General features: G+C 68.6%; 5 protein-coding genes. 1 reads left to right on the top strand and 4 read right to left on the bottom strand.

Translation table 11 applies throughout. The annotated features are described in order from the left end of the window. Positions 1–96 precede the first annotated feature (96 nt). Both pvdL and pvdG read right to left on the bottom strand, forming a co-directional pair. On the bottom strand, positions 97–13,125 hold the full coding sequence (gene pvdL / locus AC1RB9_RS13250; RefSeq protein ID WP_034061161.1) for a pyoverdine non-ribosomal peptide synthetase/polyketide synthase PvdL: 13,029 nt from the start codon (positions 13,123–13,125) through the stop codon (positions 97–99). Positions 13,126–13,197: 72 nt separating this feature from the next. Then, positions 13,198–13,962 (bottom strand): pyoverdine biosynthesis thioesterase PvdG, encoded by a 765-nt coding sequence (gene pvdG / locus AC1RB9_RS13245; RefSeq protein ID WP_003116905.1) that lies wholly within the window; start codon positions 13,960–13,962, stop codon positions 13,198–13,200. A gap of 643 nt (positions 13,963–14,605) precedes the next feature. Between pvdG and pvdS the strand changes: the two genes are divergently transcribed. Further along, complete coding sequence (gene pvdS, locus AC1RB9_RS13240) at positions 14,606–15,169, top strand: pyoverdine signaling pathway sigma factor PvdS (protein ID WP_003116904.1); 564 nt, start codon at positions 14,606–14,608, stop codon at positions 15,167–15,169. A gap of 76 nt (positions 15,170–15,245) precedes the next feature. On the opposite strand, the gene AC1RB9_RS13235 is transcribed toward pvdS, so the two are convergent. Together AC1RB9_RS13235 and ppk2 are read right to left on the bottom strand one after the other, a co-directional pair. Continuing rightward, entirely contained in the window at positions 15,246–16,259 is a 1,014-nt protein-coding gene (locus AC1RB9_RS13235) for a GNAT family N-acetyltransferase (protein ID WP_003116903.1), read from the bottom strand. A 172-nt stretch (positions 16,260–16,431) separates the two neighbouring features. Beyond that, positions 16,432–17,346 (bottom strand): polyphosphate kinase 2, encoded by a 915-nt coding sequence (ppk2, locus tag AC1RB9_RS13230; protein WP_003089666.1) that lies wholly within the window; start codon positions 17,344–17,346, stop codon positions 16,432–16,434. Between the last annotated feature and the right edge of the window lie 93 nt (positions 17,347–17,439).

Here is a 17,439-nt window from a genome sequence, read left to right as displayed (position 1 = left end):
ACGCACATATATGAAGAATGGCCGGAAGGGAGTATGGAACATTCCCTTCCGGCCATTTTCATCGCCCCCCGCGAAGGGCTCGGCGGCCGGATCCGATCAGAGCATTTCCAGCTTCGACATCAGGTCGTTCAGGCGCTCGGCCTTCTGCTCGCTGATCTCGCTCGGGGCCAGGGACTCGATGTAGCTGGCCAGCTCTTCCACCGTGGTGCATTCGAACATCGCCCGTAGCGGCACGTTGCGTTGCAGGGCCTTCTGCACCCGCGAGGCGATCTGGGTGGCCAGCAGCGAATGCCCGCCGAGTTCGAAGAAGTTGTCGAACACCCCGACCCGCTCGACCTTCAGCACCTCGGCCCAGATCCGCGCCAGGGTTTCCTCCAGTTCGTTGCGCGGGGCCTGGTAGGCCTGGTTCTGCATCTGGCCGATGTCCAGCGCCGGCAGCGCCTTGCGGTCGAGCTTGCCGTTGGCGTTGAGCGGCATCCGGTCCAGCACCAGCCAGTGCAGCGGCACCATGTAGTCCGGCAGGTCGGCGCGCAGTTGCTGCTTGATCCGCTCGAACCAGGCGCCCTGCTCCACCATCAGTCCGGCCGGCGAGTCGGCGCTGGAACGCTGTGTCTCGCCGGGAACCAGGTAGCCCACCAGGTACTTGCCGTTCGCCCCTTCCTGCACCGCCACCGCCGCCTCGCGGACGTCGGCGCGTTCGTGCAGGCGCGCCTCGATCTCGCCCAACTCGATGCGGAAGCCGCGGATCTTCACCTGGTGGTCGATCCGCCCGACATATTCCAGCACTCCGTCGGCGCGCCGCCGCGCCAGGTCGCCGGTACGGTACAGGCGCTCGCCCGGCGCGCCGAACGGATGCGGGACGAAGGCCTGGGCGGTGCGCAGCGGATCGCCGACGTAGCCACGACCGACGCCGGTGCCGGCCACGCACAGCTCGCCCACCGCGCCCAGCGGCACCAGTTCGAAGGCGTCGTCGGCGCCGGCACCGAGCAGGTACAGGCGGTTGTTGTCGGTGGGACTGCCGATCGGCAGGTAGGTGCTCTCGGTGGAGGCCAGGTCGACGCGGAAGAACGCCACGTCGTCGGAACACTCCGCCGGCCCGTAGGCATTCACCAGGCCGATCCTTGGGTAGCGCTTGAGCCACTGGCGCGCCAGTTCCGGCGGCATCGCCTCGCCGGTGGGCAACATCCAGCGCAGGCCGTCGAGGGCCTGGCGCTCTTCGGCGAGCATGCCCTGGATCAGCGACGGCACGCTTTCCAGCACCGTGATGCCCTGTTCGCCGACGTGCGCCAGCAGGCCCTGCGGATCGTGGGCGATGGCGTTCGGCACGATCGCCACGCGGGCGCCGAACAACGGCGCGGCGAGGAACTGCCAGACCGAGATGTCGAAGCTCTGCGAGGCGGTCTGGGCGATCACGTCGTTCTCGTCCAGTTCCAGGTACGGGACCTTGCTCAACTGGTTGTTGAGCATGCCCGCCTGCTCCACCATCACGCCCTTCGGCAGTCCGGTGGAGCCGGAGGTGTAGATCACGTAGGCGAGGTTCTGCGGCCCGCTGTAGACCTGCGGATCGTGCTCGGCGCCCTCGCCCTGCTGGATCTCGTCCCACACCAGCAGGCGCGGCCGGTCGACGCAGCCGAGTTCGTCGAACAGCGCCAGCACCTGCTCGCGGCAGGCCTGGGTGCAGACCAGCACCGGCGTGCGGCTCAGCTCGACGATCCGGGTCAGGCGCTGGGTCGGATGGCCGGGGTCGAGCGGCAGGTAGCCGGCACCGGCCTTGAAGCTGCCGACGATCATGCCGAGCAGGTCGAGGCCGCGCTCGGCCAGCAGTGCCACCGGCTGGTCGATGCCGACGCCGGCGGTGCGCAGGGCGTGGCCGAGGCGGTTGGCCCGGCGGTTCAGCTCGGCGTAGCTCCAGCGCTGTTCCAGGCAACTGGCGGCGATGCGCTGCGGATGGGCCGCCACCTGCGCCTCGAACAGCCGCACGTAGCCTTGCTCCAGCGGGTAGTCGCGGGCGCTGCGGTTGCAGCCGTCGAGGAGGAAGTCACGCTCGTCCTCGCCGAGCAGCGGCAAGGCCTCCAGTTCGCCGTGGAAACCGTCGGCCAGGGCCAGCAGCAGGCGCTTGAACTCGCCGAGCAGGCGCTCGACGGTCGGCGCCTCGAAGTAGCGCTGGTCGTAGGACAGGTGCAGGCCGAGGTCATCGCCCGGATAGCAGACCACGGTCAACGGGAAGTTGGTGTGGGTACGCCCGGAGTCGGAACTGGCGTTCAGGCTCTGCGCGCGGTCCAGCACCGAGACTTCCACCGGAGCGTTCTCGAACACGAACAGGCTGTCGAACAGCGGCTGGCCCTTGGGCAGCTCGCTGCTTTCCTGGATGGCTACCAGGGGCAGGTGCTCGTGCTCGCGCAACTCCAGGTTGCGCTCGAACAGCCGGTTCAGCCATTCGCGCACCGTGCAGCGCTGGCCGGCGGCCGGCATCTGCACGCGCAATGGGATGCTGTTGATGAACAGGCCGACGGTGCGCTGCATTTCCGGCATGCCCACCGGACGCCCGGCCACGGTGACGCCGAACAGCACGTCGCGCTCGCCGCTGAAGCGGCGCAGGGTCAGCGCCCAGGCGGCCTGGGCGAAGGTGTTGACGGTGAGCTGGTAGCGCTGCGCCAGTTCACGCAGGCGCGCGCCGTCGGCGGCGTCCAGACGCGTGTAGCGGTCACCGACGATCATCCCGCCGCTTTCGCCGGCGTGCTCGCGGAGGAACGGGCGGTCGCTGGGCACCAGGGTCGGCCGCTCGAAGCCGCGCAGGCTCTCGCTCCACCAGCGACGCGATTGCTCCAGGTCCTGGCGTTGCAGCCAGGCGATGTAGTCGCGGTAGCGCGGCGGCGTCGGCAGGTTCGCCGGGCGGCCTTCGCCGAGGGCGCCGTAGATCTCGAAGAAGTCGTTCATCAGCAGGCCACGGCACCAGGCATCGATGAGGATGTGGTGGTTGCTCATCATGAACCAGTAGCGCGCCTCGCCCAGGCGGATCAGGCGCAGGTGGAACGGCGGCTGTTCGAGCAGGTCGAAGCCGGCCTCGCGCTCGCGCTTGTGCAGCGCTTGCAGGCGCTCCTCGTGGCCGTCCTCCGGCAGCTCGCTCCAGTCGAGGAACTCGATGCGGGTGCGACCGGGCTTGTGGATCACCTGCAACATCGTTTCGCCGGCATTCCAGACGAACGACGCGCGCAGCGCCTCGTGGCGGGCCACCACCGCCTGCCAGGCGGCGGCGAAGCGCTCGGGATCGAGCGGGCTGTCGATCCGGTAGCGGTCCTGCATGTAGTAGATGCCGGTGCCCGGTTCCAGCAGGGTGTGCAACAGCAACCCTTCCTGCATCGGGGTCAGCGGATAGACGTCCTCGATCTCGCCGGCCGGCACCGCCAGGGCGTCCAGTTGCGCCTGGCTCAGTTGCGCCAGCGGGAAGTCGGACGGGGTCAGGCCGCCGGCGCCGTCTTCCAGGCAATGCTCGATCAGCGCCTGCAGTTCGGCGAGATAGGCCTGCGCCAGCTCGTTCACCGTCCGCGCGTCGTAGCGCTCGCGGCTGTAGGTCCAGCGCAGCACCAGCTCGCCGCCGTAGACCTGGCCATCGACGCTCAGCTCGTTGGGCAACGGCGCCTGCTCGTCGTGGATCGGCCCGGTGGGCTGGTCCAGCGGCTGGAACAGGGCGTCGGCGAAGCTCTGGTCGAACTGTCCAAGGTAGTTGAAGGTGATCGGCGCCGTCGGCAGCGCGGCCATCGCCTGGCGCACCGCCGGATCGGCGAGGTAGCGCAGCACGCCGTAGCCGAGGCCTTTGTGCGGCACCGCGCGGAGCTGTTCCTTGATCGCCTTGATCGACTCGCCCGGGCTCTGCGCCGGGGTCAGGCGCAACGGGTAGGCGCTGGTGAACCAGCCGACGCTGCGGGTCAGGTCGATATCGTCGAACAGCGCCTCGCGGCCATGCCCTTCCAACTGCACCAGCGTCGACGGCTGCCCGCTCCAGCGGCAGAGCACGCGAGCGAGGGCGGTCAGCAGCAGGTCGTTGACCTGGGTGCGGTAGGCCGCCGGCGCCTGTTGCAGCAATTGCCGGGTACGTTGCGGGTCGAGCCGCAGGCTGACACTTTCCGCCAGCGCCTCGCGGTTGTCGCCCTGCGGGCGGTCGCACGGCCACCCGACCGGCTGCCCACCCAGCCGGGCTTGCCACCAGCCCAGCTCCTCGCGCAGCGATTCGCTGCCGGCGTAGGCCTGCAGGCGTCCGGCCCAGTCGCGGAAGGCGCTGGTCTTGGCCGGCAGCGCCGGTTCGGCGCCCTCGGCGAACTGACGGTAGACCTGTTGCAGGTCCTCCAGCAGCACCCGCCAGGACACCCCGTCCACCACCAGGTGGTGGATCGCCAGCAGCAGGCGTTGCTCGCCGGCCGGGCCGTCCACCAGCACCGCGCGCAGCAGCGGCCCCTGTTCGAGGTCGAGGCTGCGCTGGGCCTTGGCGAACAGCTCGGCGCATTCGTCGAAGGATTGCACCGGAACGTGCCAGAGCAGTTCCTGTTCGCGCAGCGGACGATGCTGCGCCAGCCATTCGCCGTCGACCTGGCGGAACGCCAGGCGCAGGGCGTCATGCTGTTCGACCAGGCGTTGCAGGGACTTGCGCAGCAGGCCGAGGTCGAGGGCCTGCCGCGGCTGCAACAGCAGCGACTGGTTCCAGTGCTCGCGGCGCGCCAGCGGCAGGTCGAAGAACCAGTGCTGGATCGGCGTCAGCGCGCTGTCGCCCTGCACCGGCCCCTGCTCGGCCTGGCTGGCCTGGCTGTGCCGGGCCACCGCGGCGAGGCTCTGCACGGTCTGGTGCTGGAACAGGTCGCGGGGGCTGAAGTGGATGCCGAGCTGGCGGGCGCGGCTGACCACCTGGATCGACAGGATCGAATCGCCGCCCAGTTCGAAGAAGTTGTCGCCGAGGCCTACCCGCTCGACGTTCAGCACCTCGCGCCAGACCCCGGCCAGTTGCTGCTCCAGCACGCTGCGCGGGGCCTCGTAGGCCTGCCGGTTGAGCGCCGGGTCGGGCGCCGGCAGCGCGCGGCGGTCGAGCTTGCCGTTGGCGGTCAGCGGCAGGCTGGCGAGCAACAGCAGGTGGGCCGGCACCATGTAGTCCGGCAATTGCTGCTTGAGGTGCGTTTTCAGCGCCTCGCGCAGCGCCGCCTGGGCGTCCTCGTCCTGCTCGGCCACCGCGCTGGCGACATAACCGGCCAACTGCTTGCCGCTCGGGCTGTCGAGCGCCAGGACCAGCGCTTCGCGAACCTGCGGATGCTCCAGCAGGCGCGCCTCGATCTCGCCCAGTTCGATGCGGAAGCCACGGATCTTCACCTGGTGGTCGATGCGGCCGACATATTCCACCTGGCCGTTGTCGCACAGGCGCACCAGGTCGCCGGTGCGGTACAGGCGGCCGCCCTCGGCAGCGAAGGGATCGGGCACGAAGCGCTCGGCGCTGAGCGCCGGACGCTCATGGTAGCCGCGCGCCAGGCCGGCGCCGCCGACGTAGAGTTCGCCGGTCGCGCCCTGCGGCACCAGGGCCAGGTCGGCATCCAGGATGTAGGCGACCCGCGCGCCGACCACGCTGCCGATCGGCACGCTGGCGGCACCCTCCTCCAGTCGTTCGGGAGCCAGGCAGGCCAGCGGCATGACCACCGTTTCGGTCGGTCCGTAGGCATTGAAGAACGACGCCGGGGCGAAGGCCTGGCGAATCCGTTGCAGGTGCTCGCCGGTCAGCGCTTCGCCGCCGGTGATGCACATGCGCACCGGCAACTGCCGGCCCTGGCTCTCCAGCCACTGGGCGAGCTGGCTGCCGTAGCTCGGGGTGAAGCCGAGGATGCTCACGCCCTCCGCGCGGATCAGCTCGCAGATTTCCTCCGCGCCCCACTGGCCCTGGGCCCGCAGCACCACGCGGGCGCCGCACAGCAACGGGGCCAGCAGGCGCTCGCTGGCGGCGTCGAAGTTGATCGAATAGAAGTGCAGTTCACAATCGTCGGCGCGCATGCCGAAGCGCTCGATCACCGCGGCGCAGTGCATGGCGATCTCGCCGTGGGAGACCGCCACGCCCTTCGGCTTGCCGGTGGAGCCGGAGGTATAGATCAGGTAGGCCTGGTGCTGCGGCCCGCTCAGTGCTGCCAGCGGCGCGGGGTCCTCGGCGTCCAGCGCCGGGCCGTCCTCCTCGAGGCACCAGCGCACCACGCCCGCCGGCAGCTCGCCGAGGGCCTCGAACAGCGCCGCGTGGCTGAGCAGCAGGCGTACGCCGCTGTCCTCGATCATGTATTGCAGGCGCTCCAGCGGATATTCCGGGTCCAGCGGCACGTAGGCGCCGCCGGCCTTGAGGATCGCCAGCAGGCCGACGACCATCTCCAGCGAACGCTCCAGGGCCAGGCCGACCCGCACTTCCGGGCCGACGCCGTGACTGCGCAGGACGCGCGCCAGACGGTTGGAGCGGGCGTCGAGTTCGGCATAGCTCAGGGTCTGTCCGGCGAAGGTCAGCGCCGGGGCCTGTGGGCTGGCCGCCACGCGGGCGGCGAACAGGCCATGGAGGGTGTCCTGGAGCCCTGCCTCGCCGGCCGTGCCGGCGAGCAGCAGTTGCTTCCGCTCCTCGGCGGCGAACAGCGGCAATTCGGCAATGCGCCGCTGCGGGTCGCCCAGCAGCGCCTCCAGCAGGTTCTGCCAGTGTCCGGCCATCCGCGCGATGCGCGGTTCGTCGAACAGGTCGCGGCTGTAGGTCAGGCAGCAGCCGAGGCGCTGGTCGAGGTCGGTGACCTCCAGGTTGAGGTCGAACTTGGTCGCCCGCGCATCGTTGGCGATGTACTCGACGGTCATCCCGGCCAGTTGCCGGGTTTGCTGGAACTCCCAGCGCTGAACGTTGCACATCACCTGGAACAACGGGTTGTAGGCGGCGCTGCGCGGCGGTTGCAGGGCTTCCACCAGGTGGTCGAACGGCAGGTCCTGGTGCGACTGGCCATCGATCACGGTCTGCCGCACCTGCTCAAGCAGCTCGCCGACACTCATCTGTCCGTCGAGCCGGCAGCGCAGCACCTGGGTATTGAGGAAGGCGCCGATCAGCCCTTCGCTCTCCGGGCGGATGCGGTTCGCCACCGGCGCGCCGATACGCAGGTCCTGCTGGCCGCTGTAGCGGTAGAGCAAGGCCGCAAGGGTGGCGGTCATGGTCATGAACATGGTCAGCCCGCGGGCGGCGTTGAAGCGGCGCACGCGCTCGGCCAGCTCGGGGCTCAGGTCGAAGCGGTAGAGGTCGCCCTGGTGGCTCTGCACCGGCGGGCGTGGCCGGTCGCCCGGCAGTTCGAGCAGCGGATGCTCGTTGCCCAGCTGGGCCTTCCAGTAGTCGAGCTGGCGCTGGCGCTCGCCGCTCTCCAGCCACTCGCGCTGCCACACGCTGTAGTCCAGGTACTGGACCGGCAACGGCTCCAGCGGCGATTCGCGGTCGTCGAGGAAGGCCTCGTAGAGCGCGCCCAGTTCGCGGGCGAAGATGTCCATCGCCCAGCCTTCGGTGACGATGTGGTGCAAGGTCACCACCAGGTAGTGCTCACGCTCGGCCATCTTCACCATGCAGACCCGCAGCAATGGCCCGCTCTCAAGATCGAAGGGCCGGTGCGCCTCGCTGTCGGCGAGGGTCTGCAGGTGCTGCTGGCGGCTGTCGCGGTCGAGCGCGGAGAAGTCCTGCCAGTCCATGTGCAGGCCGCCATCGCCATGTACGCGCTGTACCGGCACGCCGTCGACGCTGGGGAACGTGGTGCGCAGGGTCTCGTGGCGCTGCACCAGGGCCTGTAGCGCGGCCTCGAAGCGCGCCACGTCCAGCGGCCCGCTCAGGCGCGCCAGGCCGCCGACGTTGTAGGCCGGGCTGTCCGGCTCCAGTTGCCAGAGGAACCACATGCGCTGCTGCGAGTAGGACAGCGGCACCGGCTGCTCGCGGTCGATGCGGCGGATCGCGCCGTGGCTGTCGGTACGTCCGGCAGCCTGGGCTGCGCGGACCTGTTCGCAGAAGGCCTCCAGTTCGCTGGCCTCGAACAGCGCGCGCAACGGCAGTTCGACGTCGCAGGCCTGGCGTGTGCGCGAGACGATGCGGGTGGCCAGCAGGGAATGCCCGCCGAGTTCGAAGAAATCGTCGCGCAGGCCGACCCGCGGCAGGCCGAGCACTTCGCTCCAGATCGCGGCGATGCGCCGTTGCAGCTCGGTCCGCGGCTCGACGTGCTCGCGCTGCTGCCAGACCGGCTCCGGCAGCGCCCGCGTATCCAGCTTGCCGCTCGGGCCGAGGGGCATCTGCGCCAGGCGCATCAACTGCGCCGGAACCATGTATTCCGGCAGTTCGGCCTGTAGCGCGGCGCGCAGACGCTGGTTCTGCTCGGCTTCCGCCTCGGCGCCGACAGCGCCGGTGTAGTAGCCGACCAACTGGCTGCCGGCCACGCCTTCGCGGATCACCACTACCGCCTGGGCCACCCCCGGCTGCGCCAGCAGGCGTGCCTGGATTTCCTCCGGCTCGATGCGGAAGCCACGCAGCTTGACCTGCTGGTCGAGGCGGCCGAGGTATTCCAGCACGCCGTCGGCGTTCCAGCGCGCGCGGTCGCCGGTGCGGTACAGGCGCTCGCCAGCGGCCGAGAACGGATCGGCGACGAAGCGCTCGGCGCTCAGCGCCGGGCGCCCCAGGTAGCCGCGGGCCAGGCCCAGGCCGCCGATGCACAGCTCGCCGGCGACGCCGGCCGGCAGCAGGTTGAACTCGGCGTCCAGCACGCGGCAGACCACGTTGCCCAGCGGCCGGCCGATCGGCGAACGCTCGCCGTCTTCCGCGCGGCACTGCCAATGGGTGACGTTGATGGCGGTCTCGGTCGGCCCGTAGCGGTTATGCAGGGCCACCGCCGGCAGGCGTTGCAACACGCGGTTGCGCAGCTCCGCCGGAAGCGCCTCGCCGCCGGAGAACAGGCGGCGCAGGCTGCCGCAGGCGGCGACGCCGGGTTCGTCGATGAACAGTTGCAGCAGCGGCGGCACGAAGTGCAGCGTGGTCACCCCGAACTGCCGCACCAGTTCCACCAGGCGCGCCGGATCGCGGTGCTCGCCGGGGGCGGCGAGCACCAGCCGGCAACCGGTGACCAGCGGCCAGAAGCACTCCCACACCGACACGTCGAAGCTCACCGGCGCCTTCTGCATCAGCACGTCGTCGCCGTCGAGGGCGTAGGTGGCCTGCATCCATTGCAGGCGCTCGGCCAGCGCCGCGTGGGTGTTGCCCACGCCCTTCGGCTGGCCGGTGGAGCCGGAGGTGTAGATGACGTAGGCGAGATTGTCGCCGTGCAGGTGCAGGCCCGGTGCCTGGCTCGGCCAGTTGTCGAGCTTGAGGCTGTCCAGGCAGATCGGCGTGACGCCCTCCGCGCCAGGCAGGCGCTCGAACAGATGGGCCTGGGTCAGCAGCAGCTCGACGCCACTGTCGGCGAGCATGTAGGCCAGGCGTTCGCTGGGGTAGTCCGGGTCCAGCGGCACGTAGGCGCCGCCCGCCTTGACGATCGCCAGCAGACCGACCAGCAGTTGCGGCGAACGCTCGGCGCAGATCGCTACCCGCACGTCCGGGCCGACGCCCTTGTCGCGCAGGTAGTGGGCCAGGCGGTTGGCCCGGGCGTGCAGTTCGGCGTAGCCGAGGCTGCCGCCGTCCCACTCCAGGGCGACGCGTTCGGCGGACTGCGCCAGTTGCCGCTCCAGCAGCTCCGGCAGCCAGGCGCGCGCCGGCTCGCAGGGCGCGCTGCCCCATTCGGCGAGGCGCGCCGCCTGCTCGGCGTCGACCAGGGCGATATCGCCGAGGCAGCGCTGCGGGTCTTCCGCGACCTGGCGCAGCAGCTCCAGGTATTGCGCGGCGAAACGCCGGATGCTGGCCTCGTCGAAGAGGTCCGCGGCGTAGTCGAAATTCAGGGTCAGGCGACCGCGAGCGTCCTCCTCGCTCTGCAGTTGCAGGTCGAACTTGGCTTCGCGGCTGTGCCAGGGCAGCTCGTCGGCGAGCAGGCCGGGCAGCCGGCGCAACGCCGACAGGTCGCGCTGCTGGTGGTTGAACAGCACCTGGAACAACTGGCCGCCCTGGCCGCAGGCTGCGAGCACCTGGTCGAACGGCAGGTCCTGGTTGGCCTGGGCGCCGAGGGTCGCCTCGCGAGCCTCGCCGAGCAACGCGGCGAACGGCTGGCGCGCCCGGGGCGTGCCGCGCAGGACCAGGGTGTTGATGAAGAAGCCGACCAGCCCCTGGGTCTCCAGGCGCTGGCGGTTGGCGCTGGGCACGCCGATGCGGATCTCGCCCTGCCCGCTGTGGCGATGCAGCAGCGCCTGGAACGCCGCCAGCAGCCACATGAAGACACTCGCCTCATGGTCCAGCGCGGCCTCGCGGATAGCCCGCGCCAGGGCTTCGTCGACCCGCAGGCTGTAGCGCGCGGCGGGCGACGCCTGGCGCGCCGTGCGCGGATGGTCGGTGGCCAGTTCCAGCACCGGCGCCGTGTCGCCCAGGCGCTCCCGCCAGTAGGCCAGTTGGCGGGCGCCCTCGCCCGCGTCCAGCCACTGCCGTTGCCAGGCAGCGAACTCGGCGTAGTGCAGTTCCAGCGGCGCCAGGTCGGCCGGCTGGCCGCCGCAGGCTTCGGCGTAGAGCCGCGAGAATTCGTCGAGCAGCAGGTTCAGCGACCAACCATCGGCGACGATGTGATGCAGGGTGACCCAGAGCTGGTGCTCCTGTTCGTCCAGGCGCACCAGGCTGACCCGCAGCAGCGGCCCCTTTTCCAGGTCGAACGGCTGCTGCGCCTCGGCTTCGCGGCGCTGCGCGGCAGCCGCGGCGCGTTCGTGCTCGGCCAGCGCGGCGAGGTCGACGAACTGCCAGGCGAACTCGCCCCGCTCGTCGATACGCTGCAAGGCCGCGCCGTCGCGCTCGAGGAAACGCGTGCGCAGCGCTTCGTGGCGTTCGACCAGGCGCTGGAAGCTGGCGCGCAGCGCCGCTTCGTCCAGCTCGCCGCGCAGGCGCAGGCCGCCGGGGATGTTGTAGGCGGCGCTCTGCGGATCGATCTGCCAGGTCAGCCAGAGACGCTGCTGCGCCGCCGACTGCGGCAGGTCGACACCGCGCGGCAGGTGCGCCATCGGTGCCTCGGCCGGCAGGCCGGCGGCCAGTTGGCGGGCCACCGTGGCGCTGAAGGCCTGCAGGGTCGGCGCCTCGAACAGTTGGCGCAGGTCGAGGGCAACGCCGAGACTGTCGCGCACCTGGGCGACAACCTGGGCGGCGCCAATGGAATTGCCGCCAAGCAGGAAGAAGTGATCGCGCGGCGCTACCTGCGCCACGCCCAGCCGGGCCTTCCAGATCTCGCCGATGCGTGCCAGCAGTTCGTCGTCGCCTGCCGGCGGCTGCGCCTCCTGCACGGCCTGGAGGCCGGGAAACAGCGCATAGCTGTCCAGGCTGCCGTCTTCCAGGCGCAGGCGGCAGGCGGAACGTTGCAGCTTGCCGCTGGACGTCTTCGGCAAGGCGCCGGGATTGAGCAGCGCCACCACCTTCGGCGCTTCCTGGTAGGCCTCGGCCACCGCCTGGCGGATCGAGTCGATCAGCTCCTGGGCCGGCACCGATTTCTGGACGCCGCGACCGATCTCGGCGGCGATGCCGATGCCTTCCTCGCCATCGACCGTGACCGCGAAGGCCGCGACCCTGCCCTTGCGCGCCGACGGCACCTCGCTCTCGACGGTGCGTTCGATGTCCTGCGGATAGAGGTTGTGGCCGCGGACGATGAGCATGTCCTTCAGGCGCCCGGTGACGAACAGTTCGCCGTCGCGGAGGAAGCCGAGGTCGCCGGTGCGCAGCCAGGTGCGCCCGTCACGCTCGACGAAGGTCTTCGCCGAAGCTTCCAGGTTGCGCCAGTAGCCGTGGGCGATGCTCGGCCCGGCGGCCCAGATCTCGCCGACGTTGTCGTCGCCGAGGACCTCGCCGCTCGCCGCGTCGACGATCAGCACGGCGTGTTCCGGCTGGCTGCGGCCGCAGCACATCAGCACGCTGCCTTCGCCTTCGGCGATGCGGTTGCGCGCCAGCGCCTCGCCATCCACCGCCAGGGCGGGAATGCCCTGGCCGCGCTGGCCGCCGGTGACGAACAGGGTCGCCTCGGCGAGGCCGTAGCAGGCGAAGAAACTGGACGCATCGAAGCGGCTGGCGGCGAATTTCTCGGCGAAGCGTTCCAGGCTGTCCTGGCGGATCGGCTCGGAACCGGAGAAGGCTACCCGCCAACCGCTCAGGTCGAGACGCTGCAGGGCCGACTCGGCGACCCGCTCGCTGCACAGCCGGTAGGCGAAATCGGGACCGCCGCTGACGGTGCCGCCGTACTGGCTGATGGCTTCCAGCCAGCGCACCGGACGTTCGAGGAAGTAGCGCGGCGACATCAGCACGCAGGGTACGCCGCTGAAGATCGGTTGCAGCAGGCCGCCGATCAGGCCCATGTCGTGGTACAGCGGCAGCCAGCTGACGATCACGTCGTCGGCACCGATGCCGAAGCCTCGGCGGATCAGCACCTCGTTGGCGACCAGGTTGCCATGGCTGACCTGCACGCCCTTGGGCAATGCGGTTGAACCGGAGGTGTACTGGAGGAAGGCGATGTGCTCGGGACGCACTTGCGGCTCGTCCCAGGCCTCGGCAACGGCCGGGTCCAACTGGTCGACGCAGAGCAGTTGCGGGGCGTTGGCGGCGGACAGTTGCGCGTTCATCTGCAGCAATGGCTCGCGCAGGTCAGCGGTGGTCAGGACCAGGCGCGGCTCGGCGTCGGCGATGATCGACAACAGGCGTTCCTGGTGATGGCGGCGCGCCGATTCCGGCGGGTAGGCCGGCACCGCGATGACCCCGGCATACAGGCAACCGAAGAACGCCGCGACGTAGTCGGGGCCGCTGGGAAACAGCAGTACCGCGCGATCGCCCAGCTGCGCATGGGCCTGCAGGGCCGCGGCGATGCTCCGCGCGCGCAGGTCGAGATCGCGATAGCTGAGGACCACGCCTTCGCCATCGTCCTCGGCGAGGAAGCGCAGCGCCAGGCGCTCGGGCTCCTGGACAGCGCGGCGACGCAGGGCCTGGACCAGGGTGGTGGGAAGTTCGAAGGCGTCCATCATGTGTTTTCCTGCCTGAATTCGGCTTGCAATCGAGTTCTAGTGAGTCCCGGAAACAGTCGTCGCGGCCGCCCCTCAACTGGCGGCGCGCATGCTTCCCCGGACCTTGTCCTTGTGCCAGCGCAGCAGATGCTGGCCGGCGTAGCGACGCAGCAGGCGCAGCAACTGCCCCTGCTGTTCACGGATGAAAAAGTGCTGCCCGTCGAGCAGGTCGAGGGTGAAGTCGCCCCCGGCCTCATGCAGCCAGCCGAGCAACTCGGCGCTGCGCAGGCTGTCCTCGCGTCCGCCGAACAGGTGCAGCGCCGCGTCCAGCGGCCCATGCGCCTGGTAGCGGTAGCTGCCGGTGACGAGAAAGTCCGCTCGCACCACTGGCAACAGCATCTGCATCAGCGACGGATCGTTGAGGACGGCCTCCGGAGTACCCCGGTAGTCGCGCAACGCGGCGACCAGTTCGGCGTCGGCCTTGGCGCGCCGGTAGCCGCTGACATCGTTTTCGGCGGGCGGGGATACGCCGGAGAGGAATAGCGCCAGCGGCCCTTCGAGGCCGCGCCGACGCATGGCATGGGCCAGTTCGAAGGCCAGCAGCCCGCCCAGGCTGTGGCCGAAGAAGGCGTAGGGAGAAGCGCTATCGAGGGTGCCTTGCAGCTCGCCGGCCAATTGCGCGACCAGGCTGGCGGCATCGGTATGCAGGGCCTCGCCGAAGCGAAGACCGCGCCCCGGCAATTCCAGGGGCAGCAAGCGGATCCAGCCCGGCAGGCTGGGCTGCCAGCGGCGGAACAGCGTGGCGCTGGCCCCCGAATAAGGCAGGCAGAACAATTGCAGGGAAACGGCCGGGCTCACCTGCCGACCTCCTTGCGCCGCTGTCGTGGCCCTCGTCCGGGGCAGAGCGCTTTCCCATGATCGATCGGCATTTCCGTCTCCTGCTGCGCACGCCGGGGCGCCGGGCACCTGCCCGCGCTGTCACAGAGGGGAACGGATAACAACGGCAAATAATTAGCGCATGTAACCGCAATCTCCGGGCAACCGCGGAGCATTGCGCGAAAGGACGCCAACCCCTATCCATTCTGATGGGTTGTGCCCGGCGCTATCGCCGCATCGGTGATAGCGATGTACGCCATGGAGCAGCCGGGAACGGTTGTCGCAGCGCCTTAGCGCAGTTCTTGCGCGGAACGCCGGCAGGAGCGGCGAGGCATTCAATACCGATTTCTAACTAGCTGATTCCTAAAGATTATTAAAAAAATTTCGTCTGCGACGCATGACTGCAACATTGGCGCGGCCATCCTTCTGAAACGCCGAAGAATTTCTCCCCTCCATCATTCGCAGCGGCTATTTGCCAGCATGCGGACCATTCACGAATAAAGGTGAGATTGGTTATTTCTTCGTAATTGACAATCATTATCATTCAACATAATTTGTTGCGCCATGTGTGGGTCTTACCCCACCGCCAGTGCTCTGCAGCCCCCTCCGCAGCAAGGTGATTTCCATGTCGGAACAACTGTCTACCCGCAGATGCGATACCCCGCTCCTCCAGGCATTCGTCGATAACCGTACGATCCTGGTGAAGATCGCCGCCCGCATTACCGGTTGCCGCTCGCGAGCCGAAGATGTGGTCCAGGATGCGTTCTTCAGGCTCCAGTCGGCGCCGCAGATCACTTCGTCGTTCAAGGCACAGCTCAGCTACCTGTTCCAGATCGTCCGCAACCTGGCCATCGATCACTACCGCAAGCAGGCGCTCGAACAGAAATACTCGGGGCCGGAGGAAGAAGGCCTGAACGTGGTGATCCAGGGCGCCTCGCCGGAAACCTCGCACATCAACTACGCGACCCTCGAACACATCGCGGATGCCCTCACCGAGCTGCCCAAGCGCACCCGCTACGCCTTCGAGATGTACCGCCTGCACGGCGTGCCACAGAAGGACATCGCCAAGGAACTGGGCGTCTCGCCGACCCTGGTCAACTTCATGATCCGCGACGCCCTGGTGCACTGCCGCAAGGTCACCGCCGAGCGCCAGGGCGACAATCTGGCGAACCTGAGCGCGCGTCGCTGAGACACAGGGGCAGGCATTGCGCCTGCCCGTTTCTCTATTGGCGTCCGCCGGACGCCTCGAGCTTCTTCCCGCCCCGTCAGGCCAGACGACAGCGCTCGAAGAACCGTTCGCGGCCGATGATCATCAGCGCCGCCCGCTTGTGCGGAAAGTCGAACTCCTTCTCGCAGTGGAAGCACAGGTTGTGCATGTGACCGATCATCCGCGCGTTATCTGCGCGCGGTTCCGCCACCACTCGCTGCGAGCGCGGGTCGTCGAGAAACAGGTAGTGGACCAGTGCCGATAGCCAGCAGGCGACCTTGTGCGGACCCCGGTGGGCCTCCTCGCCGACCAGCATGTGGATCCCGCGGTCGTAGTCTTCGGCCACGTAGAACGGCGCGATGCGATCCTCCTTCGCCCAGTAGGCCTCGAAATAGGCGAAGGGCTCATCGTCGAAACAGCCGATGAGCCCCAGTGCATGAGGATCCGCCTCGAGCTGGCGCAAACGCTCGCGATGTTGTTCCAGGCTTCCATCTTCCTGCCAGAACTCCGCCACCCTGGGCGAGTTCTGCCAGCGATGAAAACGCTCCAGGTCCCTCTCGATGTCCAGGGTACGCAAGGATATCCAGCATCCCAATCGCGCATCGAAGCGCCGGTAGACCTCTCCCCTGGGCTTCGGCCGGCGCAGCGGATGACGCTTTCCATCGGTAAGTTGCATCGACTGGGGATAGCACGGCTGGGCAAGCGGCAGCCAGGGCCATGGCAACTGCCAGAACCGGCCCCTCTCGCAGACATAGGTGCCCGCTGCGGCGGCTCCTGTCAGCATCCCCTTCGCCAGGGACTCTTCGGGTTCCCAGGACAGCGACCAGACGAGCCGCTGGCAATCCGGATCGCGGGCGAACAGCCAGTAGCTGGCAGCCCACAACGCATGCTCGGCATCGCCGCCGGGAAGCTCCTCCACCGCCAGCCGTATTTCCGTGTCTGTGCGCTCCAGGCGCAGGCGCAACAGCAACGCACCATCCAGGGCAAGGCTGAGCCGGCTATCGGTTTCGTCGCCACTCAAACGCTGCCCGCCAGGCAACGGCAATACAGTCAGGGAATTCAACAGGGGCATGATCGGACTCGAGACACGGAGTTGTTCTCAGAGGAACGTCATGTGAAGGAGGAAATTTAAGCGCGCGCGAGCCAGGCGGCAACGCGCGCGTCGAGGCGCCAGCGTCATCCAGAGGCGCGGCCGGAGGAACAAGGAAGAACCCGAGTGAGCGAAGTACGCGGCGCCCACTGGCTCAGTAGACTTCCGGCACGATGATCTCACCGGGCGTCGGATGCCTGACGTAATCGGCGTGGCGCAGGCGCTCCGGCAGGTGTACCGGCGGCTGCGGAACTTCCCGGTAGGGCATCTGCTGCAACAGGTGGTGGATGCAATTCAGCCGCGCGCGCTTCTTGTCGTCGGCCTGTACCACCCACCAGGGCGCCTCGGGGATGTGGGTGCGTTCGAGCATGGTTTCCTTGGCCTTGGTGTAGGCCTCCCAGCGCCGCCGCGACTCCAGGTCCATCGGGCTGAGCTTCCACTGCTTGAGCGGATCGTGGATACGGCTGAGGAAGCGCAGGTGCTGCTCGGCGTCGGAGATGGAGAACCAGTACTTGAGCAACTGGATGCCCGAGCGCGCCAGCATCTTTTCGAACTCCGGCACACTGCGGAAGAATTCCTCGTATTGTTCGTCGTTGCAGAAACCCATGACCCGCTCGACCCCGGCGCGGTTGTACCAGCTGCGGTCGAACAGGACGATCTCGCCACCGGCCGGCAGGTGCGAGACGTAGCGCTGGAAATACCACTGGGTCTGCTCGCGGTCGTTCGGCGCGGGCAGCGCGGCGACCCGGCAGACCCGCGGGTTGAGGCGCTGAGTGATGCGCTTGATCACACCGCCCTTGCCCGCCGCGTCGCGCCCCTCGAAGAGAATCACCACCTTGTGCCCGGTGTGCACCACCCAGTTCTGCAGTTTCACCAGTTCCCGTTGCAGGCGGAACAGTTCGCGGAAATAGCGGCGCCGACTCAATTCGCCGGGCGCATCCTCCTGCTCGGGACCGAACAGCTCGTCCAGGTTCAGCTCGTCGTCGAGCAGTTCCTGCTCCAGCTCTTCGTCGTGTCGATCGAGCCAGTCGCGACCGATGCGGCCCGAGGTATCGCCATAGGAGTCCATGCGCTGCTCTCCACGTCATGCCGAAATACCGCGAATGCTAGGCGCGTCTTCATGACGGTTTGGTGACGGTTCGATGAAAACGTAGCGATCGCC

This window comes from Pseudomonas sp. 20-5 (assembly GCF_056782835.1).
The sequence above is the reverse complement of the archived record's forward strand: the minus strand, read 5'-3'. Positions and strand labels throughout refer to the sequence as shown.